This is a genomic window from Gardnerella swidsinskii, from assembly GCF_023277705.1.
GTDB classification, from domain to species: Bacteria; Actinomycetota; Actinomycetes; order Actinomycetales; family Bifidobacteriaceae; genus Bifidobacterium; species Bifidobacterium swidsinskii.
This window is the reverse complement of the sequence record NZ_CP083176.1, coordinates 1,188,593-1,209,031: the sequence shown is the minus strand read 5'-3', so window position 1 is coordinate 1,209,031 and position 20,439 is coordinate 1,188,593. Positions and strand designations below refer to the sequence as shown.

Here is a 20,439-nt window from a genome sequence, read left to right as displayed (position 1 = left end):
TTAGTCGATTTGTTAGTCGATCTAATTCAATACGTAACGTTTTTCGGAAATACGTTGCATTGGCGACCAGAATAATCGGTTGCTTAAAACAACAATCAAGCTCATAACAGTTACGCCAACTAAAGTGCGCGCAGAATCTCCTAAAGTAGTTGCATTAGTAATATATGCACCCAAACCCTGAGTTTCCATGTGGTTCTTTCCATATTCCACAATCTCAGACACAATCGAAGCATTCCAAGCACCGCCTGCAGCTGTAATACCGCCAGTGCACCATGAACCGAAAATAGACGGCAAAATAAGCGTCTTCCATCGCAAAGTACGATCCAAGCGGAAGCTGCGCGTCATTTCACGCAAATCATCCGGAATAGCACTAGCACCTGCAATAACATTGAACAGAATGTACCATTGCGTACCAAGAGCCATCAAAATAATACTTCCCCAACCAAGATCAATATGCCAAGACATAAACCAAGCCATAGCAAACGGGAAGATGAAGTTTGCTGGGAAGCTAGCAAGAATTTGCACTATAGGCTGCATAATACGCGAAATCTTAGGATTCATGCCGATTACAACACCAACAGGAACCCAAATAAGCGAGCTTATTAAAATCAACGCAGCAACGCGCATAAAAGTGATGCCACCAAGCATGCCTGCAGTAATGAACTCATGCAAACCTGCAGTTGTATACACAAAGTAAAGCATATGGGCGGCGCCAGCAGCCACAATAATTAGCATAATAACGTTGAATACCCAATCACCAAGCTTATGCTGAGCAGCCTTATGAGGCCACTTGGAGCCTGTGCGACCGAATGGGCGCGTTACTTTTTCAAGCCACTCGCGAATTGGCAAAAACAGCTTACTAATAACTTCATCTGCATGAGAGTGACGAATAAGAGTCAAAATAGCACTGTGACGCTCATTATCAGATGCGCTTTGCGTAATGCGGAAACGCTCAGCCCAAGCTGTAAGCGGTTTCCACAAGAAGAAGTCAAGTGCCAAAACAACAATCACCATCGACACAATAGCCCACCAAATAAGACCAAGCTTATTTTCGGCAGCAGCTTGTGCCACAAAACTACCGATGCCAGGAAGAGCGTAAGTGTGATTATTTACGGAAATCATTTCCGAAGCTGTAAGGAAGAACCATCCGCCTCCAACAGACATCATGCAATTCCAAAGCAGCGGAATCATTGCGTTAGGCATGTCTAGCACCCAGAAACGTTGCCAATGCGTGAGTTGCAAACTACGAACTGCCTCATCCAGTTCCTTTGGCTCGCTGAGCAGCGAACGGTGGAACGAAAAAGTCATATTCCATGCTTGACTCGTAAAAATAGCAAAAATCGAAGCGGCTTCAACACCAAGCATTGATCCAGGAAAAATTACCAACCAAATAGTGACAGTTGCCGAAAGGAAGCCAAGAATTGGAACTGATTGCAAAATATCTAGAAGAGGAATAAGCACCTTGCCAAGCCTACGACTGCGAGCTGCAAGAGAGCCATAAACAATAGTAAATATAAGAGATGCAACTAATGCGATCAGCATGCGAAATACTGAGCGCAAAGTGTAGTAAGGCAGATTGATTAAGTCCGTGGATACCTTAGATGGTATGCCACTTGGACCAATCGGCTGATTTATGCGCTGAATAAGGAAGGCAGTTACGCCAAAAACGGCAATAATGCCAACGCACACAATAATATCCGACCAGAAACGAGTGTTCTCGTCGACTTGCACACCTGCGCTTTCTTTGCGCGAAGTTGTAAATACGGTCATAATAAAGTCCTCGAATAGGCAATAAGTGGGTTCACCTTCGTGTATTTTTTATTTCTATTCATTTATTACGCAGATATCTATTGAGATTTCTATGCGGATTTCTATTTAGATTTTCGTAAATTCTTGCGTAAAGATCTGCGTAACTTTTCTTGTGTAAATTCTTGCGTAGCCGTATCACCATTGATTACGTTACAGGCGCAAATAACTAGAACTCACGTTTTAACTTCGTAAATTATATTTCGCAAGTTGTATTCGTAAGTTATATATTTCGCAAGTTTTGCAACCTAAATTCGATGATTGCCGGCTTCATATATTCAGGAGGAACATCCGAACTACTACTGCCAATAGTGTCGGAGCCTTCATCAGTACGAGTACTAGAATTATGGCTTTTACTGTCATGTTTCACGGCAAATCACCTCCTTAAGTTAGTGCGCTGCCGGCGCAAATCTTCATCATTGAATCGGAGGTTTACAAGAGAACAGAGACGCACCAAAACACACAAATGCATGTTAAGCGTGCCACGTCGTTCAAGCTTCAGCTTCGCAGGGCGGTGGCGTTGCATTAGTCGAAGCCTTAAATTCGACAACGACTGTTAACCAGCGTGCAGTGTCTCCACTGTGTTGCGGCAGCAACCCTTATCCCCGTGGTAGCCTTACCTACCGACCGTGCTCATTATAAATTATTGTTGCAGTTGTGTCAATATGCAGCAAAACACATTGCAATGCACTTGAGACCTATAAAACTCAGCGACAGATGCTAAACAAAAAGTCTCTTGACGAATTAACGCCAAGAGACTTATAAACCAACAATCACTAAAAACGATTGCCTATATGACTACTATCTTACTTGCGATGAGCGCGATAGAAGCGAATCAAGCTCTGCGTAGAAGCATCCTGAGCTGCCAAAGCTTCATCATCCTGAGAAATTGCAGGAGTAATCTGCTTTGCAAGCTGCTTTCCAAGCTCCACACCCCACTGATCGTAGGAATCCAAGCCCCACACGGTACCTTCAACGAAGGTGATGTGCTCGTAGAGAGCAATCAACTCACCCAAGCTAAATGGAGTCAAAGCATCGCCGAAAATGGACGTGGTTGGACGGTTGCCCTTGAACACGCGAGCTGGCACAATCTCCTCTGGAGTGCCTTCAGCGCGAACTTCATCAGCAGTCTTGCCGAAAGCAAGAGCCTTAGTCTGTGCAAGATAGTTGCCCAAGAAGAGCTCGTGCACATCCTGATCGCCATCCTTAGTAGGATTTGGCGTGTTCACGAAAGCAATGAAATCAGCTGGAATAAGCTGAGTGCCCTGGTGAATCAACTGGTAGAAAGCGTGCTGACCGTTGGTGCCTGGCTCGCCCCAGAAGATTTCGCCGGTTTCGCTTGTTACAGGAGTGCCGTCCCAGCGCACAGACTTACCGTTAGATTCCATGGTGAGCTGCTGCAAATAAGCTGGGAAGCGGTGCAAGTACTGATCGTATGGAAGCACAGCGTGAGAAGCAACCTTGTAGAAATTGCGGTACCAAACGTTGAGCATACCAAGAAGCACAACAACGTTCTTCTCGAATGGAGTCTCAGCGAAGTAGGTATCGATTGCGTGGAAGCCCTTCAAGAACTCTTCGAAACGCTCTGGACCGAGGACAACAGCCAAAGAAGTGCCGACAGCGGAATCCACAGAGTAGCGGCCGCCAACCCAGCTCCAGAAGCCAAAAGCGTTGGTTGGGTTGATGCCGAACTCTTCAACCTTCTCAAGGTTGGTGGAAACAGCCACGAAGTGCTTAGCAACAGCTTCAGCCTTCTTTGCGTCGCTTCCGTCAATAGCACCGCACTCCTGAAGCTTGTTCAGCAACCAAGTGCGAGCGGTACGAGCATTGGTCAAAGTCTCCAAAGTGGTGAAGGTCTTGGAAACAATGATGAACAAAGTGGTTTCTGGATCCAAATCCTTGGTCTTTTCTGCCATATCGTTTGGATCAATGTTAGAAACGTAGCGAGCGCTGATGCCGGCGTCAGCGTATGGCTTCAAGGCTTCGTAAACCATGACTGGACCCAAATCGGAACCGCCAATACCAATGTTTACAACAGTCTTGATGTTCTTGCCGGTAACGCCCTTCCAAGCGCCAGAACGAACTTCGTTAGCAAAATCGTAAATGCGACCCAACACTTCACGCACGTCTGCAACGGTATCTTGACCGTCAACAATGAACTTGCCAGCATCCTCTGCAGGACGACGCAAAGCAGTGTGCAAAACTGCACGATCTTCAGTATTGTTAATGTGCACGCCGGTGTACATTGCCTTAGTGCGCTCGTCAAGCTTGACTGCCTTTGCAAGGTTTGCGAAAAGCTTAAGAGTTTCAGGCTTAATTAAATTCTTAGAAAGATCGAAGTGGAGATCTCCAGCTTCGAAGCTCAACTTATCCACGCGATTTGCGTCCTCGGCAAACCACTTCTTCAGGCAAACGCCTTCTGATTGCAACTCGTCGTAATGCTTCTGCAATGCAGCCCACTCTGGGGTTTTTACGGCGTCAACTGGCGGATTGATGGCCATTGTAAGGTCCTTTCATTTCTTCAACTGACGTGACAGCAACCGTCACTATAGTCCAATTCACAAGATACTCACAAAAGCAGACAGAAACACGCGAAGCTTAACACAAAAATGAACACAATCACACTGATAATTTACACATAAAAATTTGTAGTTTGAGGATGTGCAGTGCCCCAAACGCGCGCAACCTACCCTGCATTTGGAGGGTTATCTGTGGTTTATCACTCCAAACGCGAGGAAATTATCTCACATTTGGAACATTATCTATTGCACGACGCGCCAAATTGGACAAATTCAAAAATATGATATATAGTGTTTGATTTGTGCGCGAGTCGCGAATGCGTCTCGGGCAACATGCCACTTTAGCTCAGTCGGTAGAGCGTCTCCCTCGTAATGAGAAGGTCGACAGTTCGATTCTGTCAAGTGGCTCTCTGACTCACTCGAGTGTATTAATACTTTTGATTTGTTTTTATTCGCTCGATTGTTTATATGAGTCTATGCGCGAGTGGCGGAATGGTAGACGCGCAGGATTTAGGTTCCTGTGTCTTACGACGTGTGGGTTCAAGTCCCATCTCGCGCACGAAATTTTTCGCTTATTCAGTAATAAATAATGCCTGCAACTCCGGCAAAAGTGCGCGCAAAGCATTACCTCTGTGCGAAATAGCATTCTTTTCTTCTTGAGTCAGCTCTGCACTAGTCAAACCTTTCATTTGCACACCATCGCGAATAGGCTGAAAATCTGGCACAAATAGCGGATCATAGCCGAAACCATTAATTCCGTGCGCCTCGCGCAACAAGTGACCAACCATTTCTCCGACTCGAACAGTCTCAAAGCCGTGAGAATGCGACATAACACTGCCTTCAGGAACCTCACTGCACCCATCCGGAATAGCAAGAGCTGCAGCACAACGAAAACGAGCAGTACGACATTGATCTGGGATATCAGAAAGTTGGCGCAAAAGAAGCTCATTATTAGCTTTATCATCTCCATGCACACCACTCCACCTAGCAGAAAGAATACCAGGGGCAGCACCAAGCACATCAACGATAAGACCCGAATCGTCTGCAATAGCGGGATAACCTGTTCTTGCAGCAACATCACGCGCTTTGAGCAAAGCATTCTGTTCAAAAGTCACGCCAGTTTCCACAGGATCAGGCAAGCCAAGAGAACCTGCAGTTACTAACTCGAAACTGTCTGCAAGTTTCGACAATTGCTCCTCTAAAATTTGCTTGATTTCAACGAGTTTTCCCTCATTATGTGTTGCCACAATAAGCTTCACGCCCGTTCTCCTTCAATCTCTTCTATTTTGCTAAAGCGGCTTTTTGAGCAGCTTGCAATTCGCGATTACCTTTAGTTGCCAAATCAAGTAACGTATTTAATTCGTCGCGATTAAATGGACGATGTTCTGCAGTGCCCTGAATTTCAATGAAAGTACCGGAACCTGTCATAGCTACATTCATATCTGTCATAGCTTGACTGTCCTCAACATAAGGCAAATCCAGCATAGGAGTGCCGTTAATAACGCCTACAGAAACAGCGGAAATAGAATCCTTAATAACATTTGCAGCAGAGCGAATATGACCATTCTTTTCTGCCCAATGAAGCGCATCTACCAAAGCTACATAAGCTCCAGTTACGGAAGCAGTACGAGTTCCACCATCCGCTTGCAACACGTCGCAATCAATTTGAATCTGGCACTCACCCATCGCTTTCATATCGACTACACCGCGCAAGCAGCGACCAATAAGACGACTAATTTCGTGAGTGCGACCACCAATTTTTCCACGCACAGATTCGCGATCAGTTCGCTCAGCTGTTGCTCTAGGAAGCATAGAATATTCGGCAGTTACCCAACCCAAACCGGAATCTCTACGCCAACGAGGCACACCAACCGTAAAAGTTGCGGTACACATTACGCGCGTATTGCCACACTCAATAAGCACAGAGCCTTCAGGAACATCAGTAAATTTACGTGTTATGTGCACAGGTCGGAGCTCGTCAACATCACGACCGTCAACGCGAATTGGTTTTACAGATTCCAACATATCCTTGATTTGAGTCATACCTCACAAATTTAGCACGTGGCTGTTATCTTCTATTTCATCTTCTTAGCACGCAGCAATTTTGTACTAAAGCTGCTCAGAAAGCTCCATCCACTCATCCTCAAGAGCACTTGCTTCTTGCTCGTTTTTTTGGAGATCTTCGTTAAGAGATTGAAGTCCAACAAAGTCACTTGGGTTATGCGCAGCCATTTGCGCTTCAATTTGCGACTTTTCTTCTTCAAGCTTTGTAAGTTTTCGCTCGATTGCTGAAACTCGCCTTGCAGCATCGTGATAGGCTTTGCCGGTAAGTTTGGGCTCAATTACTGTACTTTCTGAACTTTCTTTAGTTGTAGAATTTGCAGCACTCGAAGCATTCGCAGTACTTGAAGCGCCAACAGTACCAGTAGTACCACTACTATTTTCGTGATCGCGTTGCAGCTTTTCTACAATTTGCAAATACTCATCTACACCGCCTGGAAGGTGACGAATTTTGCCGTCAATAAGCGCAAATTGCTGGTCTGTTACGCGCTCAAGCAAGTAGCGATCGTGCGAAACAACAATCAAAGTGCCAGGCCAAGTATCGAGCAAATCTTCCATAACTGCAAGCATGTCAGTATCGAGATCGTTTCCAGGCTCATCCATAATCAGCACGTTTGGTTCGTTTAGCAAAATCAGCAGCAGCTGCATACGTCGCTTTTGACCGCCCGAAAGATCCGCAATTGGTGTCATAAGCTGCTCGGGCTTAAAACCAAGCCTTTCCATAAGCTGACCTGGGGTCACTTCTTTGCCGTCGATAATATAGCTAGGCTTATAGCGACTTAAAACTTCTTTTACTTTATATTTTCCAAGCTTTTCAAGCTCTTCTAGCCGCTGCGAAAGCACGGCAAATTTTACAGTCTTGCCAATATTTACGTGTCCAAGCGTAGGCTTTAGAGATCCGTCAATAATGCTTAATAATGTTGATTTTCCTGCTCCATTCGCACCCACAATTCCAAAACGATCGCCTGGACCTATAAGCCAAGTTGCATCGTCTAAAATCATGCGTCCAGTAATAGTTTTGCGCGATGCAGCTGAAGTTTCTGCAATGTTTTCTGCGCTCGTAGCAGTACTTTCCGAAGTATTTTCCGCAGAATTTTCAAGAGAATTTTCTTGATTTTCGTCAACGGCAATAGTAACGCTTCCTACGTGAGTTGGTTGCGCAAAAGCAGATTCTACAATATCGACTTTATTTGATTTTTCTGCATTCGATTCAGACGAAGATGCGCTTTCTGCAATATCCGGATCGATATTTTTTAGCTGCTGAGCGTTGTCGAAAATTTGCGTAACGTCAATTAAATCAACAACTTGCTTACCAAGACGCGAAGTTGCCATTTTCTTCAATTCAAGAGTGTCTCTTAGCGGCGGCACATCTGCAATAAGCTCACGCGCTTGCTTTACGTGGAACTTTTGCTTAGTAGAACGCGCACGAGCACCCCTGGAAAGCCAAGCTAACTCTTTTCTCGCCAAATTCCTGCGACGCTCTTCGCGCACATCCGCTTGGCGTTCGCGCTCCACGCGTTGCATCATATAAGCACTGTAACCACCCTCGAAAGGATCAATTACGCCGTCGTGCACTTCCCACATCGAAGTGCAAACCTCGTCCAAGAACCAGCGGTCGTGCGTCACAATCAAAAGCGCACCTTGACCGTCCTGCCAACGGTGAAGAAGATGCTCTGCAAGCCAATGAATCGTCACAACGTCCAAATGATTCGTAGGCTCATCCAAAGCCAAAATATCCCAGTCGTGCAACAATAATCTTGCTAAATCTGCACGTCTGCGCTGACCTCCAGAAAGCGTGCCTACTTTTGCTTCCAAATTTATGCCACCTAGAAGCGCTTCTACAATTTCGCGTGAACGCTGATCTGCAGCCCACTCGTAATCTTCGCGATTTTCAAGAGCAGCCTCGCGCACAGTTGCGTTATCGTCCAATGGATCGCGCTGATCCAACATGCCAAAAGTAAGCCCACCACGCTTCGTAACGCGACCAGAATCAGGTTGCATTTTACCGGCAAGTAGTCGAAGTAACGTTGATTTACCGTCGCCATTTTTTCCAACAATACCGATTCTGTCGCCTTCAAAAACACCTTGAGTTACGTCTGTAAAAATCGTTTTTGTAGCAAATTCTAGCGAAACTCGTTCTAATCCCAAATCATACGTAGGCATAATCCACAAATATAGCTGAACACTTATACGAAAGGATATAGAAGGAATATGGAAAAATGCGATCGCAAATGCGAACGCGAAGCTTAAAAGCGCTTGTGTTGGTAGTAGGACTATAATAATACGTGCTATGAAAACTCAGAACAATCAACAGAATATGCAGAATATGCAGAGCAAACACAATCAAAATAATCAAAACAACTCGCATGTGCAACACAACGAAGATGGAGTTTTGAGATTAGATGGCGGTGAAACACGTCCTGGAGACCCAACACAGGAACTTTTAAACGCTTTAGGCACAACTATTTCGCCGGATCTTTTGGTAGAAGCACTCACCCACCGCTCGTTCTCGCACGAGCATCCTGGCACACGAAATTATGAGCGACTTGAGTTTTTGGGCGATGCTGTGCTTGAGTTAGTTTCCACAGAAACGCTGTTTTCTGCACATCCAGACATGACTGAAGGTCAGCTTGCGAAGATGCGAGCGAAAGCTGTGTCTGAATGGGCGCTTTCTGCTGTTGCGCGCGAAAAGCTGCATGTTGGCGCGTATATTCTTCTCGGTCGCGGAGAAATGGAGCAGGGCGGAAATAATAAAGATTCAATTTTGTGCGATATTGTTGAAGCGCTTATTGGTGCAACTTTTGTTGAACATGGAATTGATGAAGCTCGCAGAGTTGTGCATCGTTTGATTGACGACACTTTGGCGGAAGTGCTAACTGAAGGACCAGCTCTTGATTGGAAGACTTCGCTTACAGTCAAAGCTCACGATATGGGTTTGGAAGATCCAGAGTATCGAATGGCTGTTTCTGGACCAGAATACGCTCCAGTATTTGAGGCTCGCGCGGTTTTGGCACGTAAGGATGGCGACGAAGTGTTGGGAGTCGGAAGTGGCTCTAGCAAACGAAAAGCGCAACTCGCAGCCGCCGAAATCGCTTGGCACGCACTCGACGCGCGTAAGTAACTACGAACTTTACCTGATTTGCGAACTTTGTCATCGATACTTCGAATACGATAAGCGACTATCAATCAAAGAACGCTAGCAGTATTGCTCTGCCATCACTACAGCAAAAATAACTACCGCACCACAAAAAAACACTAACTATTTTCTGAGTAGTGAGGGGTGGGTGTTGCTTAAGAGGTACGAATATTAGTGTGGTAGAGATTTGAGATTTTTCGCACTGAGCGCGGCGAACGTCAGAGCCGCAGGCTGCTGATTCGCCAAGCGAAGAAGAAAAATCGAAAAATCTCTGCGATAAGGCACGGTTATTAACGATTAAACACGCAGAGTTTGGGGGATTTCTTTACGAGCGCTAAAAGAGGACTGAGGAAGCAACGTTCTTTTAAAAACAAAGCAGACAGTAAAGTCTTTAACAGCTAGAGCGACGAAGGACGGGACGCGCGAGGAAATAAATCCCCCAAAACTCGCGCCACAACAAGCAAGAGCGGAGCGCTGTCCTCACGGCTAATTGCCGCTCGGCTGAGCTCAGGTGGAAAGTCCACTGGACTTTCCACCTGAGCAAGCTCACGCTCCGACCTGCTTTCGCGAGCACAATGCTGCGCGAAAGCAGGTCGTCGCGCAAGCAACACCCACCCCTCACAGCCACAATACGCAAGAAAAAGAAAAACCCTGCCACCCGTCGATGGCAGGGTTTCTATTAATAAAACCTACTTGGTGTGCTCGGAGCGAATAGCTTCACGATAAACACGACCACGGAAGGTTCCGCAAGATGGGCAAGCCATGTGTGGGAATGCCTGAGAACCGCAGTTCGGGCAAGTCACAGTCTGCACGGCAGACGCCTTCCAATTAGCGCGACGCGAATGCGTATTAGCACGCGAGGTCTTGTACTTAGGCAGTGCCATAATTCTTTCCTCTATTTCGTTCAATCGATTGAGCTTAAGCGTTCTGTATATTACAGCAAGCGCCGTACAAATTGCGCAACCTAATTTCTCTTTAGTGCGACAGAAACTTTACAACTCGCTAAAATTAATGCCGCTTTTCATTCTGCTCAAGCTGAGCTTTCAAATCCTCTAAAGCAGCAAAACGAATATCCGTAACGTCATGATGATGATCTGGATGCTCGTTTAAGTTTTCGCCACACTGAGAGCAAAGTCCGCGACAATCCGGCTCGCACAACGGTTGCAACGGCAGCTCACTTACCATCGTGTCGCGAATAAGAGCCTCAATATCCGCAAAATCACCACCCGCAACTAGCGGATACACATTGCCCGACTCGTCATTTTCATCCCAAATTTGCGATTCAGCTTCATCCGCATCGCCACGAGTATTGCGATTATCCGAACGATTAGAACGCGAGTCAGCATATGGAAAGAATACGCACACATCCACTTTCCAATCGCGACGAAGCGGCATCAAGCATCGAGTACATTCTGCATGCACCGGGGCAGTAATACTGCCCTGAAACATTAAGCCGTCAACCACAGCATCAAAATCGCCATCAACCATAACATCACTGCCTGGCTTTACGCCAATAACGTAATCTCCAATACCTTCCGGCGCCGGAAATACGCGATGCAACGACATGCTACTACCAGCGCGCGCAGCCATTTGCGCTACTGGAACCGCCCATGGTGATTGGGATGGATGCGAAGCCATTACTAATTCCTTTCCTCTTCATCATCGTCATACAATGATGAGCTAATGTCATTTTGTACGTGCGCTGCAGCTCGACGACGATCTTCCAACACTCGCTGACCCGCTTGCACATCTTGTTCTAATTTATCTAGCTGCTGCTTTAAGCCTTCCATAACAGTCGCGCAATACTGATCCGCACCTTGCGTAAGCTTGTCTGATTTTGCTTGCGCAGTAGCGAGAATATCGCGAGCTTTCTGTTTTGCTAAAGCCGTTACGTTTTCTTGACCTGCTAAAAATTGAGCACGCTCTTGCGCTTCTTCAATTATTTCTGCAGATTGAGATTGCGCTGAAGAAACAATAGAGCTTGCTTGTGCTTGCGCTGTACGCAAACGTCGCTCTGCTTCTCGCATTAACGCAGAAGCTCGCTCCAATTGCACAGGAAGCATATCTTTCAAACGCGCTAACTGGTCAACGAACTCATCGCGATCAATTTTTACCATTCCTGCAGCAAACAAAACATTCTTGGCTTCCGAAAGAGTTGCTTCCATTGCGTCAATAATGTCGTAAACTGTAGTAAATTCAGCGCGGCTCTTTGAACGCGCTTCATCGCTTATTGTTTCTGCAGCTACTTTTGAAGTTTCAGATTCATTTTCTTCAAAGTCGATAACGCCACCATCTTCTCGCTCTCGTAAATCTGGAAGAGGGAAAGGAGAAAATGATGCTGGCAAAGAAGCTGCTTTGCTATTTTTCTTGTTCTGATTTGCACTATCAACGCCATTATCTCGCACATCTTCCGCAGCAGAAACACTTCCAACTGCCGCAACAGATGACGTTTCTGTATTGTCAGCATCTGCATCAACTAATAGGTCGCCTTCACGCGCACTTCGCACGTCGGAATGTGTTGTATTTACAACGCCGTCTTGAGCATCTTCTTCATCTGCGAGAACCGGATGTAATGGAAGCTTTTGATTGCGATCAACTTGCACTTCACGCTCCATCGTGTCGTCTCCTTCACTAGATAATCCAGAAGTCACGTCAATAAGTTCATTTTTATTTGTCATCTTCTACTCTCCTGTTCAATTGTTCAGCATAGATGAATTATTATCTACGCCTAATGATTGCTCACTAAAAAGCTTTTTTAATAAGGGTATTACGTTATCTGGAACCATGCCAGTAACATTTCCCCCATGACGAGCAACATCTTTAACCACAGAGCTTGAAACATGCTCAAGCACAGGATCAGCAGGTAGGAAAAGCGTTTCGATACCTGCTAATTTGCGGTTCACTAGTGCCATTCCAAGTTCTGCCTCATAATCACCGTTTTGACGTAAGCCTTTTACGATTACTGTAGCACCAACTTTTGTACAGTAGTCAGTAATCAAACCAGCTGTTGAAGTTACTACTATTTTGCAATCGCGATTGAAGCTATTTTGAGATTGCGGCAAATTATTTATTGCTTCTTGAATAATTTTTACGCGCTCAGATTCAGAAAATAACGGAGTCTTTGCGGCATTTACCGCAACTAGCACATGTACTTCATCAAATAGATGCGTACAACGTTGTATTACGTCTAAATGGCCGGCAGTGACTGGATCATACGAGCCGGGGCACACAGCTATAGTCATGCTTTTAGATTATCACCCATTGCGCTCAGAACAAAAATATATTAAAAAATAGCGTTACTTTTATCGTTAAAGATAGAAGTAACGCTAATACGCAATATAAACTACTTAAATACGCAGCATAATTACTTAAAAATTAAACTTTCCTAATTCCTCGTATATGCGCTTGCATTCAGGGCAAACTGGGTAGTCATTTGCTTCGTGTCGAGGAATCCACACTTTACCGCATAAAGCTACCACTGGTCGACCAGTTAAGCGCGACTCTTCAATTCTGTCTTTTGACACATAGTGCGCAAAACGATCTGCATTACCACCATCATCTAGACGAGCATCTTCGTCAACTTCTGGACGTTCTAGAACAGAAGTGCTTGTGCCGGAACCAGAATCTGGATCTGCGGATTGCGAACCAGATTCCATAACAGCATCTAACGCATTATCTGCTTCTAAAGATGAAAACATATCGCATCCTTTCGTAACGCATTGTGTAACGAATTTCGTAGCGCACTAAAATTTAATTGAATTTTATTAGCAAAATCAAGCATAAAGCATTATCGCAACAAACGCTCAAAAAAGCTGTCAGAAACGTTAGTCTTTACGCATGAATTATTTACGAATTATTCGCGAAAATTATTTGCGAATCTTATTTAGTTATTTAGTAAAGTTTAGTTTTAAAAAGATTAATTTATAGTACTTTTACAGTACTTGAATTTCTGTTGGTATTGCAGGGTCTCCGCGCATCAAACTTTGCGCAGCCAAAGGCAGTCGCTTCAAAGCAGAAGCGCAATAATCCTGTGCGCGCATAATCGCATCGTGACCCATAAACTGTTCGTCAGCTTCACCGTCGACCATGTAATCAACTAGCAGATTTTCCCACGAATCCTTAGGCTTAAACTGAGCGAGCGCAACTTCCGAACCAGAAATCACGCGTTCGCAATCAGCTACACCGCAAGAATCGTTGCTGTAATCGTATGAACGATACGCCAACTTACGTCCAGGCACAGTCGCTTTATTCTTAGAACGCTTAGCAACAGGTTGCATTACACCATCTGCTCCCTCGCGCTCAGTAAGCTTATAAACCATTGCGCAAGTTGGAGCACCGGAGCCGGTTACAAGCATTGTGCCGATGCCGTAAGAATCCACAGGCGCATTTTGTAAGGAAGCAAGAGCATACTCGTCCAAATCATTAGTAACTGTAATCTTTGTGTTTTTAGCACCCAACTCGTCGAGCTGATTTCTTACGCGACGAGCCAAAGCGCACAAATCTCCAGAATCAATACGAATTCCACCAAGATCAGGGCCTGCAACTTCCACAGCTGTCTTTACAGCTTCCTCAATATTATAAGTGTCAACAAGAAGCGTAGTGCCTTTGCCAAGAGCGGCAATTTGAGAAGTGAAAGCGTCACGCTCAGTGTCGTGAACAAGAGTAAAGCAGTGAGCTGCGGTTCCGATTGCCTTCAATCCGTAAAGTTTTGCAGCAAGCAAGTTTGCGGTTCCCTTAAAACCGCCAATAACCGCTGCGCGAGATGCAGCAACTGCAGAATATTCGTTTGTGCGACGGCCGCCCATATCCATGCAAGGACGACCTGCGGAGGCAGAAACCATACGTGCTGCGGCAGACGCAACCGCGCAATCATAATTAAGCACAGAAAGAAGCACAGTTTCAAGCAAAGTGCACTCACCAAAAGTGCCTTCTACTTGCAAAATTGGCGAGTTAGGGAAGAACATCTCACCTTCGCGATAACCGGAAATTTTACCGTGGAATCGGAAATTTTCCAGCCATTCAATGGTTTCTGCGCTAACAATTTTACGATCACTTAAGAAACGCAAATCATCTTCCGAAAGATGGAATTTTTGCAGCTCTTCCAAAATGCGACCCATGCCGGCAACGACTCCGTAACGACGACCTTGAGGCAAGTGGCGCGTAAAAATTTCAAAAACGCACTTGCGATTTGCAGTGCCGTCTTTAAGAGCAGCGTCGAGCATAGTGTATTCATACATGTCCGTCATAAGAGCAGATGAAATCTCAGCCATGATATTCCTTTCAGTAACGAACAAAATAAAAACTAGTTACTAATTACCAATTCTTTGGGAGTGGCGTATTCGCGCGAGTAGTTAATAAGTATTCGCAACGTAACACTGGAATCATATTAGCTCTATCTACTGAGCTTGTTACTTGGCTGATACTTGGGCTGTGTGGGAAACAGCGAGCGCGACGATATACCTGAGCACTGCGCAACGGATAACGCTCCAAATGCGAGATAAGTTCCCCACATTTGGAGTGCCAAACCACAAGCTCGCACTATAAGCGCTCGCTTACGAAACTCGCGTTGGAAGTCCACTGGACTTCCAACCTAAGCGAGTTTCCGCTCCGAGTTGCTTTCGCGCGCGCTGTGCTACGCTCAAGCAGGCCGTCGCGCCAACGCGAGAAAAGTTGCGCACGTTTGGAGTAATAGACAAAGCAATGCCAAATCGCAGTATAAAGAAGCATTTATAATAGCAATTATGCTTAATAAGAGTTTGAACGAAGAGACTGCAAAAGTTACTAAAGCCGCAGAAAACCTGCACTTATACAACACGGCTTCACATTCAACGAACACTTTCGTACCTAAAAAGCATGGTCAAGTAGGCATGTACGTGTGCGGCGCAACAGTGCAAAGTTCTCCGCATATTGGTCATATTCGCGCAGCGATCGCATTCGATATAATCCGTCGCTGGATGCTGCGTTTAGGATACAAAGTCACGTTTGTTAGAAACGTCACAGATATTGACGACAAAATTATGAAAAAAGCCAACGAATCAGGGCAAAATTGGTGGGAACGAGCATATATTTACGAGCGCGAATTTACAAAATCCTACAATACTTTAGGAGTGCTTGCGCCAACAGTTGAGCCACGCGCAACAGGTCATATTACAGACATGGTTGAGCTGATTGAACGCTTAATCGAACGCGGTCACGCATATGTTATTAAAGACAATGACGGAAATCCTACTGGAAATGTCTATTTTGACGTGCCAAGTTGGGAGCATTACGGCGAATTAACGCACCAAAATCAGAACCAAAATGAAACTTGCGCAGATGAAGCCGCAGCTATCGCAGACGCGAAAGGTCCAAGCGTAGACGCTGCCGAAAACGATATTTACAATCCAACAGATCCTGCAGATGCTTCACCAGACAAACACGATCCTAGGGATTTCGCACTTTGGAAAGCACCTTGCGATTTCGATCAGCCGGATGCGCGCTGGAAAACTCCTTTTGGCGAGGGACGCCCTGGTTGGCATATTGAATGCTCTGCTATGAGCCATCGTTATCTTGGAAATGATTTCGATATTCACGGAGGCGGCCTGGATTTGCGTTTCCCTCACCACGAAAACGAAATGGCACAAACGCGTGCTGCTGGATGGGAAAGCGCCAATGTGTGGATGCATTCAGCATGGGTTACCGCCAAAGGTGAAAAAATGTCAAAATCGTTGGGAAATGGTCTTTCCGTACCAGTAGTTTTGGCAAATAATTCGGCTTGGGTTGTGCGATATGCTTTGGGAGCAGTGCAATATCGCGCAATGTTGGAGTGGTCTGACCAAGCTTTGGTGGAGTCAAAATCGGCTTATGATCGCATTATGAACTTCCTCGAGAGAGCTGACAGATTGCTTGACAAGAAGCCAACTTGCGAAGAAGTGCGCTCTGTTAACGCAGACGAGCTTCCGGAAGATTTCACTCGCGCTATGAACGATGACATTAACGTTTCTGGCGCAATCGCAGAAATATTTACTACAATTCGTCAAGGAAATACTCTTATTGACGACTGCAGCAAAGATTCTTCACAAGCACAAAGCGAAAGCGTACAAAAGCTCATATATCTCGCTGTTTTGCAAGTGCGAGCTATGTTAGATACTTTGGGCTTGGATCCTTACGCACAAACGTGGGCTTCGAACGATAATCAATCGCCTGCAGAAGGCTCAAACGGCAAGGAAAACAAAGAACACTCAGCTTTGGACTCTTTAATTACTTTGCAACTTAAAGCTAGAGCAGATGCTAGAAAAGCAAAGGATTTTGCTACTGCAGATGCTATTCGCGACGCGTTAAATAACGCAGGAATTGTAATTGTCGATACTTCGCAAGAATCATCTTGGCATTTGCAATAAACGAAAGTAACGCAAAAGCAAAAGAAAACGCGAAAGTATTAATTAGCAAATCAAGTTAGCAATTGCACTAAAGTTACGTTAGCAACAACAGGTAGAATGGAAAACTATGGCAGCATTTAGTTCGTTAACAGACCGCCTTTCCAATGCTTTTAAGCATTTGCGCAGCAAAGGCAAGCTATCAGAATCCGATATTGACGGCACAATTCGCGAGATTCGCCGCGCACTTCTCGACGCAGACGTTGCGTTGGAAGTAGTCCGCTCATTCACTGCTCGAATTCGCGAGCGCGCTCTTGGTGAGGAAGTTTCGCACGCTTTAAACCCAGCTCAGCAAGTTGTGAAAATTGTAAACGACGAGCTTACGCAAGTATTGGGCGCAGGTGTAGATAGGCAGCTTAATTTTGCAAAGTATCCTCCAACTGTAATTATGCTTGCAGGTTTGCAAGGTGCGGGTAAAACTACGCTTGCTGGAAAGCTAGGCTACTGGCTGAAGGATGCAGGCCATACTCCTTTGCTTGTAGCAGCAGATTTGCAACGACCTAATGCAGTCACGCAGCTGCAAGTTGTTGGCGAGCGCGCAGGAGTTCCTGTATTTGCTCCAGAAAAGGGCGTACAAACAGGCGGAAGTGCGATTTCTTTGCCATGGTTCACTAAAGGCGACCCGGTTAAGGTTGCGCGCGATTCTATTAATTATGCGCGCGAAAAAATGTATGACACTGTGATTATTGATACCGCAGGTCGTTTGGGTGTTGACGAAGAGCTCATGAAGCAGGCACGCAATATTCGCGATGCCGTGCAACCGCAAGAAGTGCTGTTTGTTATTGACGCAATGATTGGTCAAGATGCTGTTCGCACTGCTCAAGCTTTTAACGATGGCGTAAACTTTACCGGCGTTGTGCTTTCTAAGCTTGATGGCGACGCTCGAGGCGGTGCTGCACTTTCGGTTGCAAGCGTTACTGGAAAACCGATTTTGTTTGCCTCTACAGGTGAAGGTTTGAAGGATTTTGAAATCTTCCATCCTGATCGAATGGCTTCACGCATACTCGATATGGGCGATATTTTGACGCTTATTGAGCACGCACAGAAGCAGTTCGACGAAGAAGAATCACGCAAGGCTGCTGCAAAAATAGCTGAAGGCAGCTTTGGTTTGGATGATTTTTTGGAGCAGCTTCAGCAAGTTCGTAAGCTTGGCTCAATGAAGAAGCTTTTGGGTATGATGCCTGGAATGGCTGCCCACCGTCAAGAGCTTGAGCAGTTTGACGATAAGGAAATTGACCGCACTGAGGCGATTATTCGCTCTATGACTCCTCAAGAGCGTAGAAATACAAAGATTATTGACGGATCTCGCCGCGCGAGAATTGCTGCCGGATCAGGTGTGAGCGTTTCGCAAGTTAATGCACTTTTGCAACGTTTCGAACAGGCTGCAAAAATGATGAAGCGAATGAGCGGTGGAGCTGGAATGCCTGGCATGGGCGGCATTCCTGGATTCGGTGGAGCCGGCAGTAAGTCGAAGCGCAAAGACAAGAAAGGCAAGAAGAAGGTCGGAAAGTCCGGAAATCCAATGCGCAGGGAAGCTGAAGAGCGCGCGTTGCGTGAGCGTCTTTCTGGCGAATCTACTAGCGACGATGTTGCAGGTTCTGCTTTTGCAAAGCCACAGCAACCAAATCTTCAGAATCTTCCTGAAGGACTTAAGGAACTTATGAATTCCGAAGACGCAAATCAAGATAATCAACTGCCACCTAACTTTGGCGGCGGATTAGCTGGCTTATTCGGTCGATGATTTTAGTATTGGCGTTTTTGTGGGTTATATTTGTGCCGCTTCTTTTGTGGCAGCTGATGCGTTGGCTGCCAGCAGGTGCGGATAAATATAACCCACTTCCGTATGTTATTGCGTTGCTTCCACTTGCAACTTACGTTGTGGGAGCACTGTTTTTGTGTAATTTTGGCGCTTTTTTGCTGTATACATGCTGCGCAGAGAAAGTAACGAAATCGCTTAATTTAGCACAATCTTACGCGAAATCTTACGGATATTTATGCGTTGCTTACGCTGCGCTATTTTTGATTTCGCTTAAGTCGCATACGCCGTACTGGTTTGAAAGATTGCGTAGGTTGCACGAAAGCAAATCGTCGCGCAAAAGCTGCAAGGAACGGCATCAAGAAATACGCGTGATGACTCTTAACTGCAGATACGGAAAAGCGAGTGCATCCGAAATAATAGAAATAACGAAAAAATATCACGTAAATACGTTACTTTTACAAGAATTAAGCGAGTCTTTAGTAAAAAATCTTGAAAAACTTGGAATATACGAAATTTTTCCAACTTCGTGCGTAGGTGCGCAAAGTGAGCATAATAACGGCGGATTCAACGCTATTTTTACGCAATATTCCGCGATTTCTACTTGCAATAATTCCGTAAAAATTGAAGCTGCAAGCGTACCAAGCGTTACAACTTGCTTAGATTTTGGTGCAAATGAAAAAGTTTTGGTGAAATTTGCTTCTGCACATCCAAAGTCACCGATGCGTGGGTGTGCTGCTTGGAGTAATGGAATTCGCGCACTTGCGACTATTGATTCTACTACTGATTCTTTCGCCGATTGCACTAACGAATGCGCTGACGAATCTACTTCGAAAACTTGCGATTTAGCAACTCTTACTATTGTTACTGGCGATCTTAATTCCACAGTCGACCACCCAAGCTTTCGCTCGCTTTTGAAATACGGATTTACAGACGTTGCGCTTTCGCTTGGAAAGCGTCTACGCACATGGCCTACATGGCTTAAGTGGCCAAATCTTACACTTGACCATGTGCTATTTTGCGCAAAAAACTGTAAATCTAACGCACTATGGCAAAAGAATGTAGTTGTCGACGGCACTGATCACTTAGCATACATCGCAGCAATCGGCCTACAATCACTAGATAAAAACGTCCAAGCGCGCAGGCATAATAGATAAGTTATTCGCGTGAATCGGCGCCCTCTTCCCGACCACGTGAGGAACATGTGGAAGCTCGCAAGGAGTGCCCCACACCCGAACGAAATTCCACGACTCTAGTTATAAGGAGAGCCATTTTGGCAACCAAGATTCGTCTTAAGCGATTGGGCAAGAAGTTCTATGCCTTCTACCGTGTAGTCATTTCTGATTCACGCAACAAGCGCAACGGTCAGTCCATCGAAGAGATCGGCGTTTACGATCCAAACAAGCAGCCATCTATGATTCAGATTGATTCTGAGCGCGCACAGTACTGGCTTGGCGTTGGCGCACAGCCAACCGAACCAGTGTTGAAACTCTTGAAGATCACTGGTGACTGGCAGAAGTTCAAGGGTCTCGACGGTGCCGAAGGCACGTTGAAGACTTCTGAAGCTGGTCCAGACGCACAGGCTCGCGTTGAAGCTGTTGAAGCTGAAGCTCAGAAGCTGAAGGCCGCTAAGTCTGAAGCCGCTGCTAAGGCTCAGGCTGCAGCTGAAGCCGCTGCAAACGAAGCCGAAGAAGCCCCAGCTGAAGCTGCGGAAGCTGCCGAAGCCGAGGAAAAGGCTGAGTAATC

General features: G+C 45.7%; 17 protein-coding genes, 2 tRNA genes and 1 riboswitch. Of the genes, 7 read left to right on the top strand and 12 right to left on the bottom strand.

All coding sequences use genetic code 11. The features are described from left to right. Positions 1–21: 21 nt before the first annotated feature. From K9E37_RS04870 to pgi, 3 genes are all read right to left on the bottom strand, one after another. Positions 22–1,770: an ABC transporter permease gene (locus tag K9E37_RS04870; protein WP_004110296.1), complete on the bottom strand. Its 1,749-nt coding sequence runs from the start codon at positions 1,768–1,770 to the stop codon at positions 22–24. 259 nt (positions 1,771–2,029) lie between these two features. Further along, entirely contained in the window at positions 2,030–2,176 is a 147-nt protein-coding gene (locus K9E37_RS04865) for a hypothetical protein (RefSeq protein ID WP_004110294.1), read from the bottom strand. Positions 2,177–2,280: 104 nt separating this feature from the next. Next, positions 2,281–2,441, bottom strand: a riboswitch (M-box (ykoK) riboswitch). Between the two features lie 171 nt (positions 2,442–2,612). Next, positions 2,613–4,307 (bottom strand): glucose-6-phosphate isomerase, encoded by a 1,695-nt coding sequence (gene pgi / locus K9E37_RS04860; RefSeq protein ID WP_248893131.1) that lies wholly within the window; start codon positions 4,305–4,307, stop codon positions 2,613–2,615. Positions 4,308–4,660: 353 nt separating this feature from the next. On the opposite strand from pgi, the gene K9E37_RS04855 reads away from it, so the two are divergent. Together K9E37_RS04855 and K9E37_RS04850 are read left to right on the top strand one after the other, a co-directional pair. Further along, positions 4,661–4,733 (top strand) — tRNA-Thr (locus K9E37_RS04855). A gap of 70 nt (positions 4,734–4,803) precedes the next feature. Continuing rightward, a tRNA-Leu gene (locus K9E37_RS04850) sits at positions 4,804–4,884 on the top strand. 13 nt (positions 4,885–4,897) lie between these two features. Here K9E37_RS04850 and K9E37_RS04845 read toward each other — a convergent pair. The 3 genes from K9E37_RS04845 to K9E37_RS04835 all read right to left on the bottom strand — a co-directional run bounded on the left by K9E37_RS04845 (position 4,898) and on the right by K9E37_RS04835 (position 8,549). After that, complete coding sequence (locus tag K9E37_RS04845; RefSeq protein ID WP_012913874.1) at positions 4,898–5,584, bottom strand: non-canonical purine NTP pyrophosphatase; 687 nt, start codon at positions 5,582–5,584, stop codon at positions 4,898–4,900. Positions 5,585–5,606: 22 nt separating this feature from the next. Further along, a complete protein-coding gene (rph, locus tag K9E37_RS04840) occupies positions 5,607–6,368 on the bottom strand; it encodes a ribonuclease PH (protein WP_012913873.1) in 762 nt (253 codons plus the stop codon). A gap of 66 nt (positions 6,369–6,434) precedes the next feature. Beyond that, a complete protein-coding gene (locus K9E37_RS04835) occupies positions 6,435–8,549 on the bottom strand; it encodes an ABC-F family ATP-binding cassette domain-containing protein (RefSeq protein WP_248893129.1) in 2,115 nt (704 codons plus the stop codon). 127 nt (positions 8,550–8,676) lie between these two features. Here K9E37_RS04835 and rnc point away from each other — a divergent pair, with 127 nt between their 5' ends. Then, positions 8,677–9,507, top strand: coding sequence for a ribonuclease III (rnc, locus tag K9E37_RS04830; protein WP_004110284.1), 831 nt, complete (start codon positions 8,677–8,679; stop codon positions 9,505–9,507). Between the two features lie 704 nt (positions 9,508–10,211). Here rnc and rpmF read toward each other — a convergent pair. From rpmF to K9E37_RS04800, 6 genes are all read right to left on the bottom strand, one after another. After that, positions 10,212–10,406 (bottom strand): 50S ribosomal protein L32, encoded by a 195-nt coding sequence (gene rpmF, locus K9E37_RS04825; RefSeq protein ID WP_004574042.1) that lies wholly within the window; start codon positions 10,404–10,406, stop codon positions 10,212–10,214. A gap of 124 nt (positions 10,407–10,530) precedes the next feature. Next, on the bottom strand, positions 10,531–11,160 hold the full coding sequence (locus tag K9E37_RS04820; RefSeq protein WP_102703371.1) for a YceD family protein: 630 nt from the start codon (positions 11,158–11,160) through the stop codon (positions 10,531–10,533). Between the two features lie 2 nt (positions 11,161–11,162). After that, positions 11,163–12,200: an SPFH domain-containing protein gene (locus K9E37_RS04815; protein ID WP_248893128.1), complete on the bottom strand. Its 1,038-nt coding sequence runs from the start codon at positions 12,198–12,200 to the stop codon at positions 11,163–11,165. A 15-nt stretch (positions 12,201–12,215) separates the two neighbouring features. Then, a complete protein-coding gene (coaD, locus tag K9E37_RS04810; RefSeq protein ID WP_012913867.1) occupies positions 12,216–12,764 on the bottom strand; it encodes a pantetheine-phosphate adenylyltransferase in 549 nt (182 codons plus the stop codon). Positions 12,765–12,890: 126 nt separating this feature from the next. After that, positions 12,891–13,220 carry a DUF3039 domain-containing protein gene (locus tag K9E37_RS04805; protein ID WP_004110275.1) on the bottom strand — a complete coding sequence of 110 codons (330 nt, stop codon included), beginning with the start codon at positions 13,218–13,220 and terminating at the stop codon, positions 12,891–12,893. 234 nt (positions 13,221–13,454) lie between these two features. Then, positions 13,455–14,792: a nicotinate phosphoribosyltransferase gene (locus tag K9E37_RS04800; RefSeq protein WP_004110271.1), complete on the bottom strand. Its 1,338-nt coding sequence runs from the start codon at positions 14,790–14,792 to the stop codon at positions 13,455–13,457. Between the two features lie 471 nt (positions 14,793–15,263). On the opposite strand from K9E37_RS04800, the gene cysS reads away from it, so the two are divergent. The 4 genes from cysS (at position 15,264) to rpsP (ending at position 20,437) form a co-directional block, all read left to right on the top strand. Continuing rightward, positions 15,264–16,901 (top strand): cysteine--tRNA ligase, encoded by a 1,638-nt coding sequence (cysS, locus tag K9E37_RS04795; protein ID WP_033888634.1) that lies wholly within the window; start codon positions 15,264–15,266, stop codon positions 16,899–16,901. A gap of 106 nt (positions 16,902–17,007) precedes the next feature. Beyond that, positions 17,008–18,678, top strand: a complete 1,671-nt coding sequence (gene ffh, locus K9E37_RS04790; RefSeq protein ID WP_004110266.1) for a signal recognition particle protein — start codon at positions 17,008–17,010, stop codon at positions 18,676–18,678. Continuing rightward, positions 18,675–19,850, top strand: coding sequence for an endonuclease/exonuclease/phosphatase family protein (locus K9E37_RS04785; protein WP_004110263.1), 1,176 nt, complete (start codon positions 18,675–18,677; stop codon positions 19,848–19,850). Before ffh ends, K9E37_RS04785 begins: the two co-directional genes overlap by 4 nt. A gap of 116 nt (positions 19,851–19,966) precedes the next feature. Continuing rightward, complete coding sequence (gene rpsP, locus K9E37_RS04780) at positions 19,967–20,437, top strand: 30S ribosomal protein S16 (RefSeq protein WP_033888579.1); 471 nt, start codon at positions 19,967–19,969, stop codon at positions 20,435–20,437. Positions 20,438–20,439: the final 2 nt, after the last annotated feature.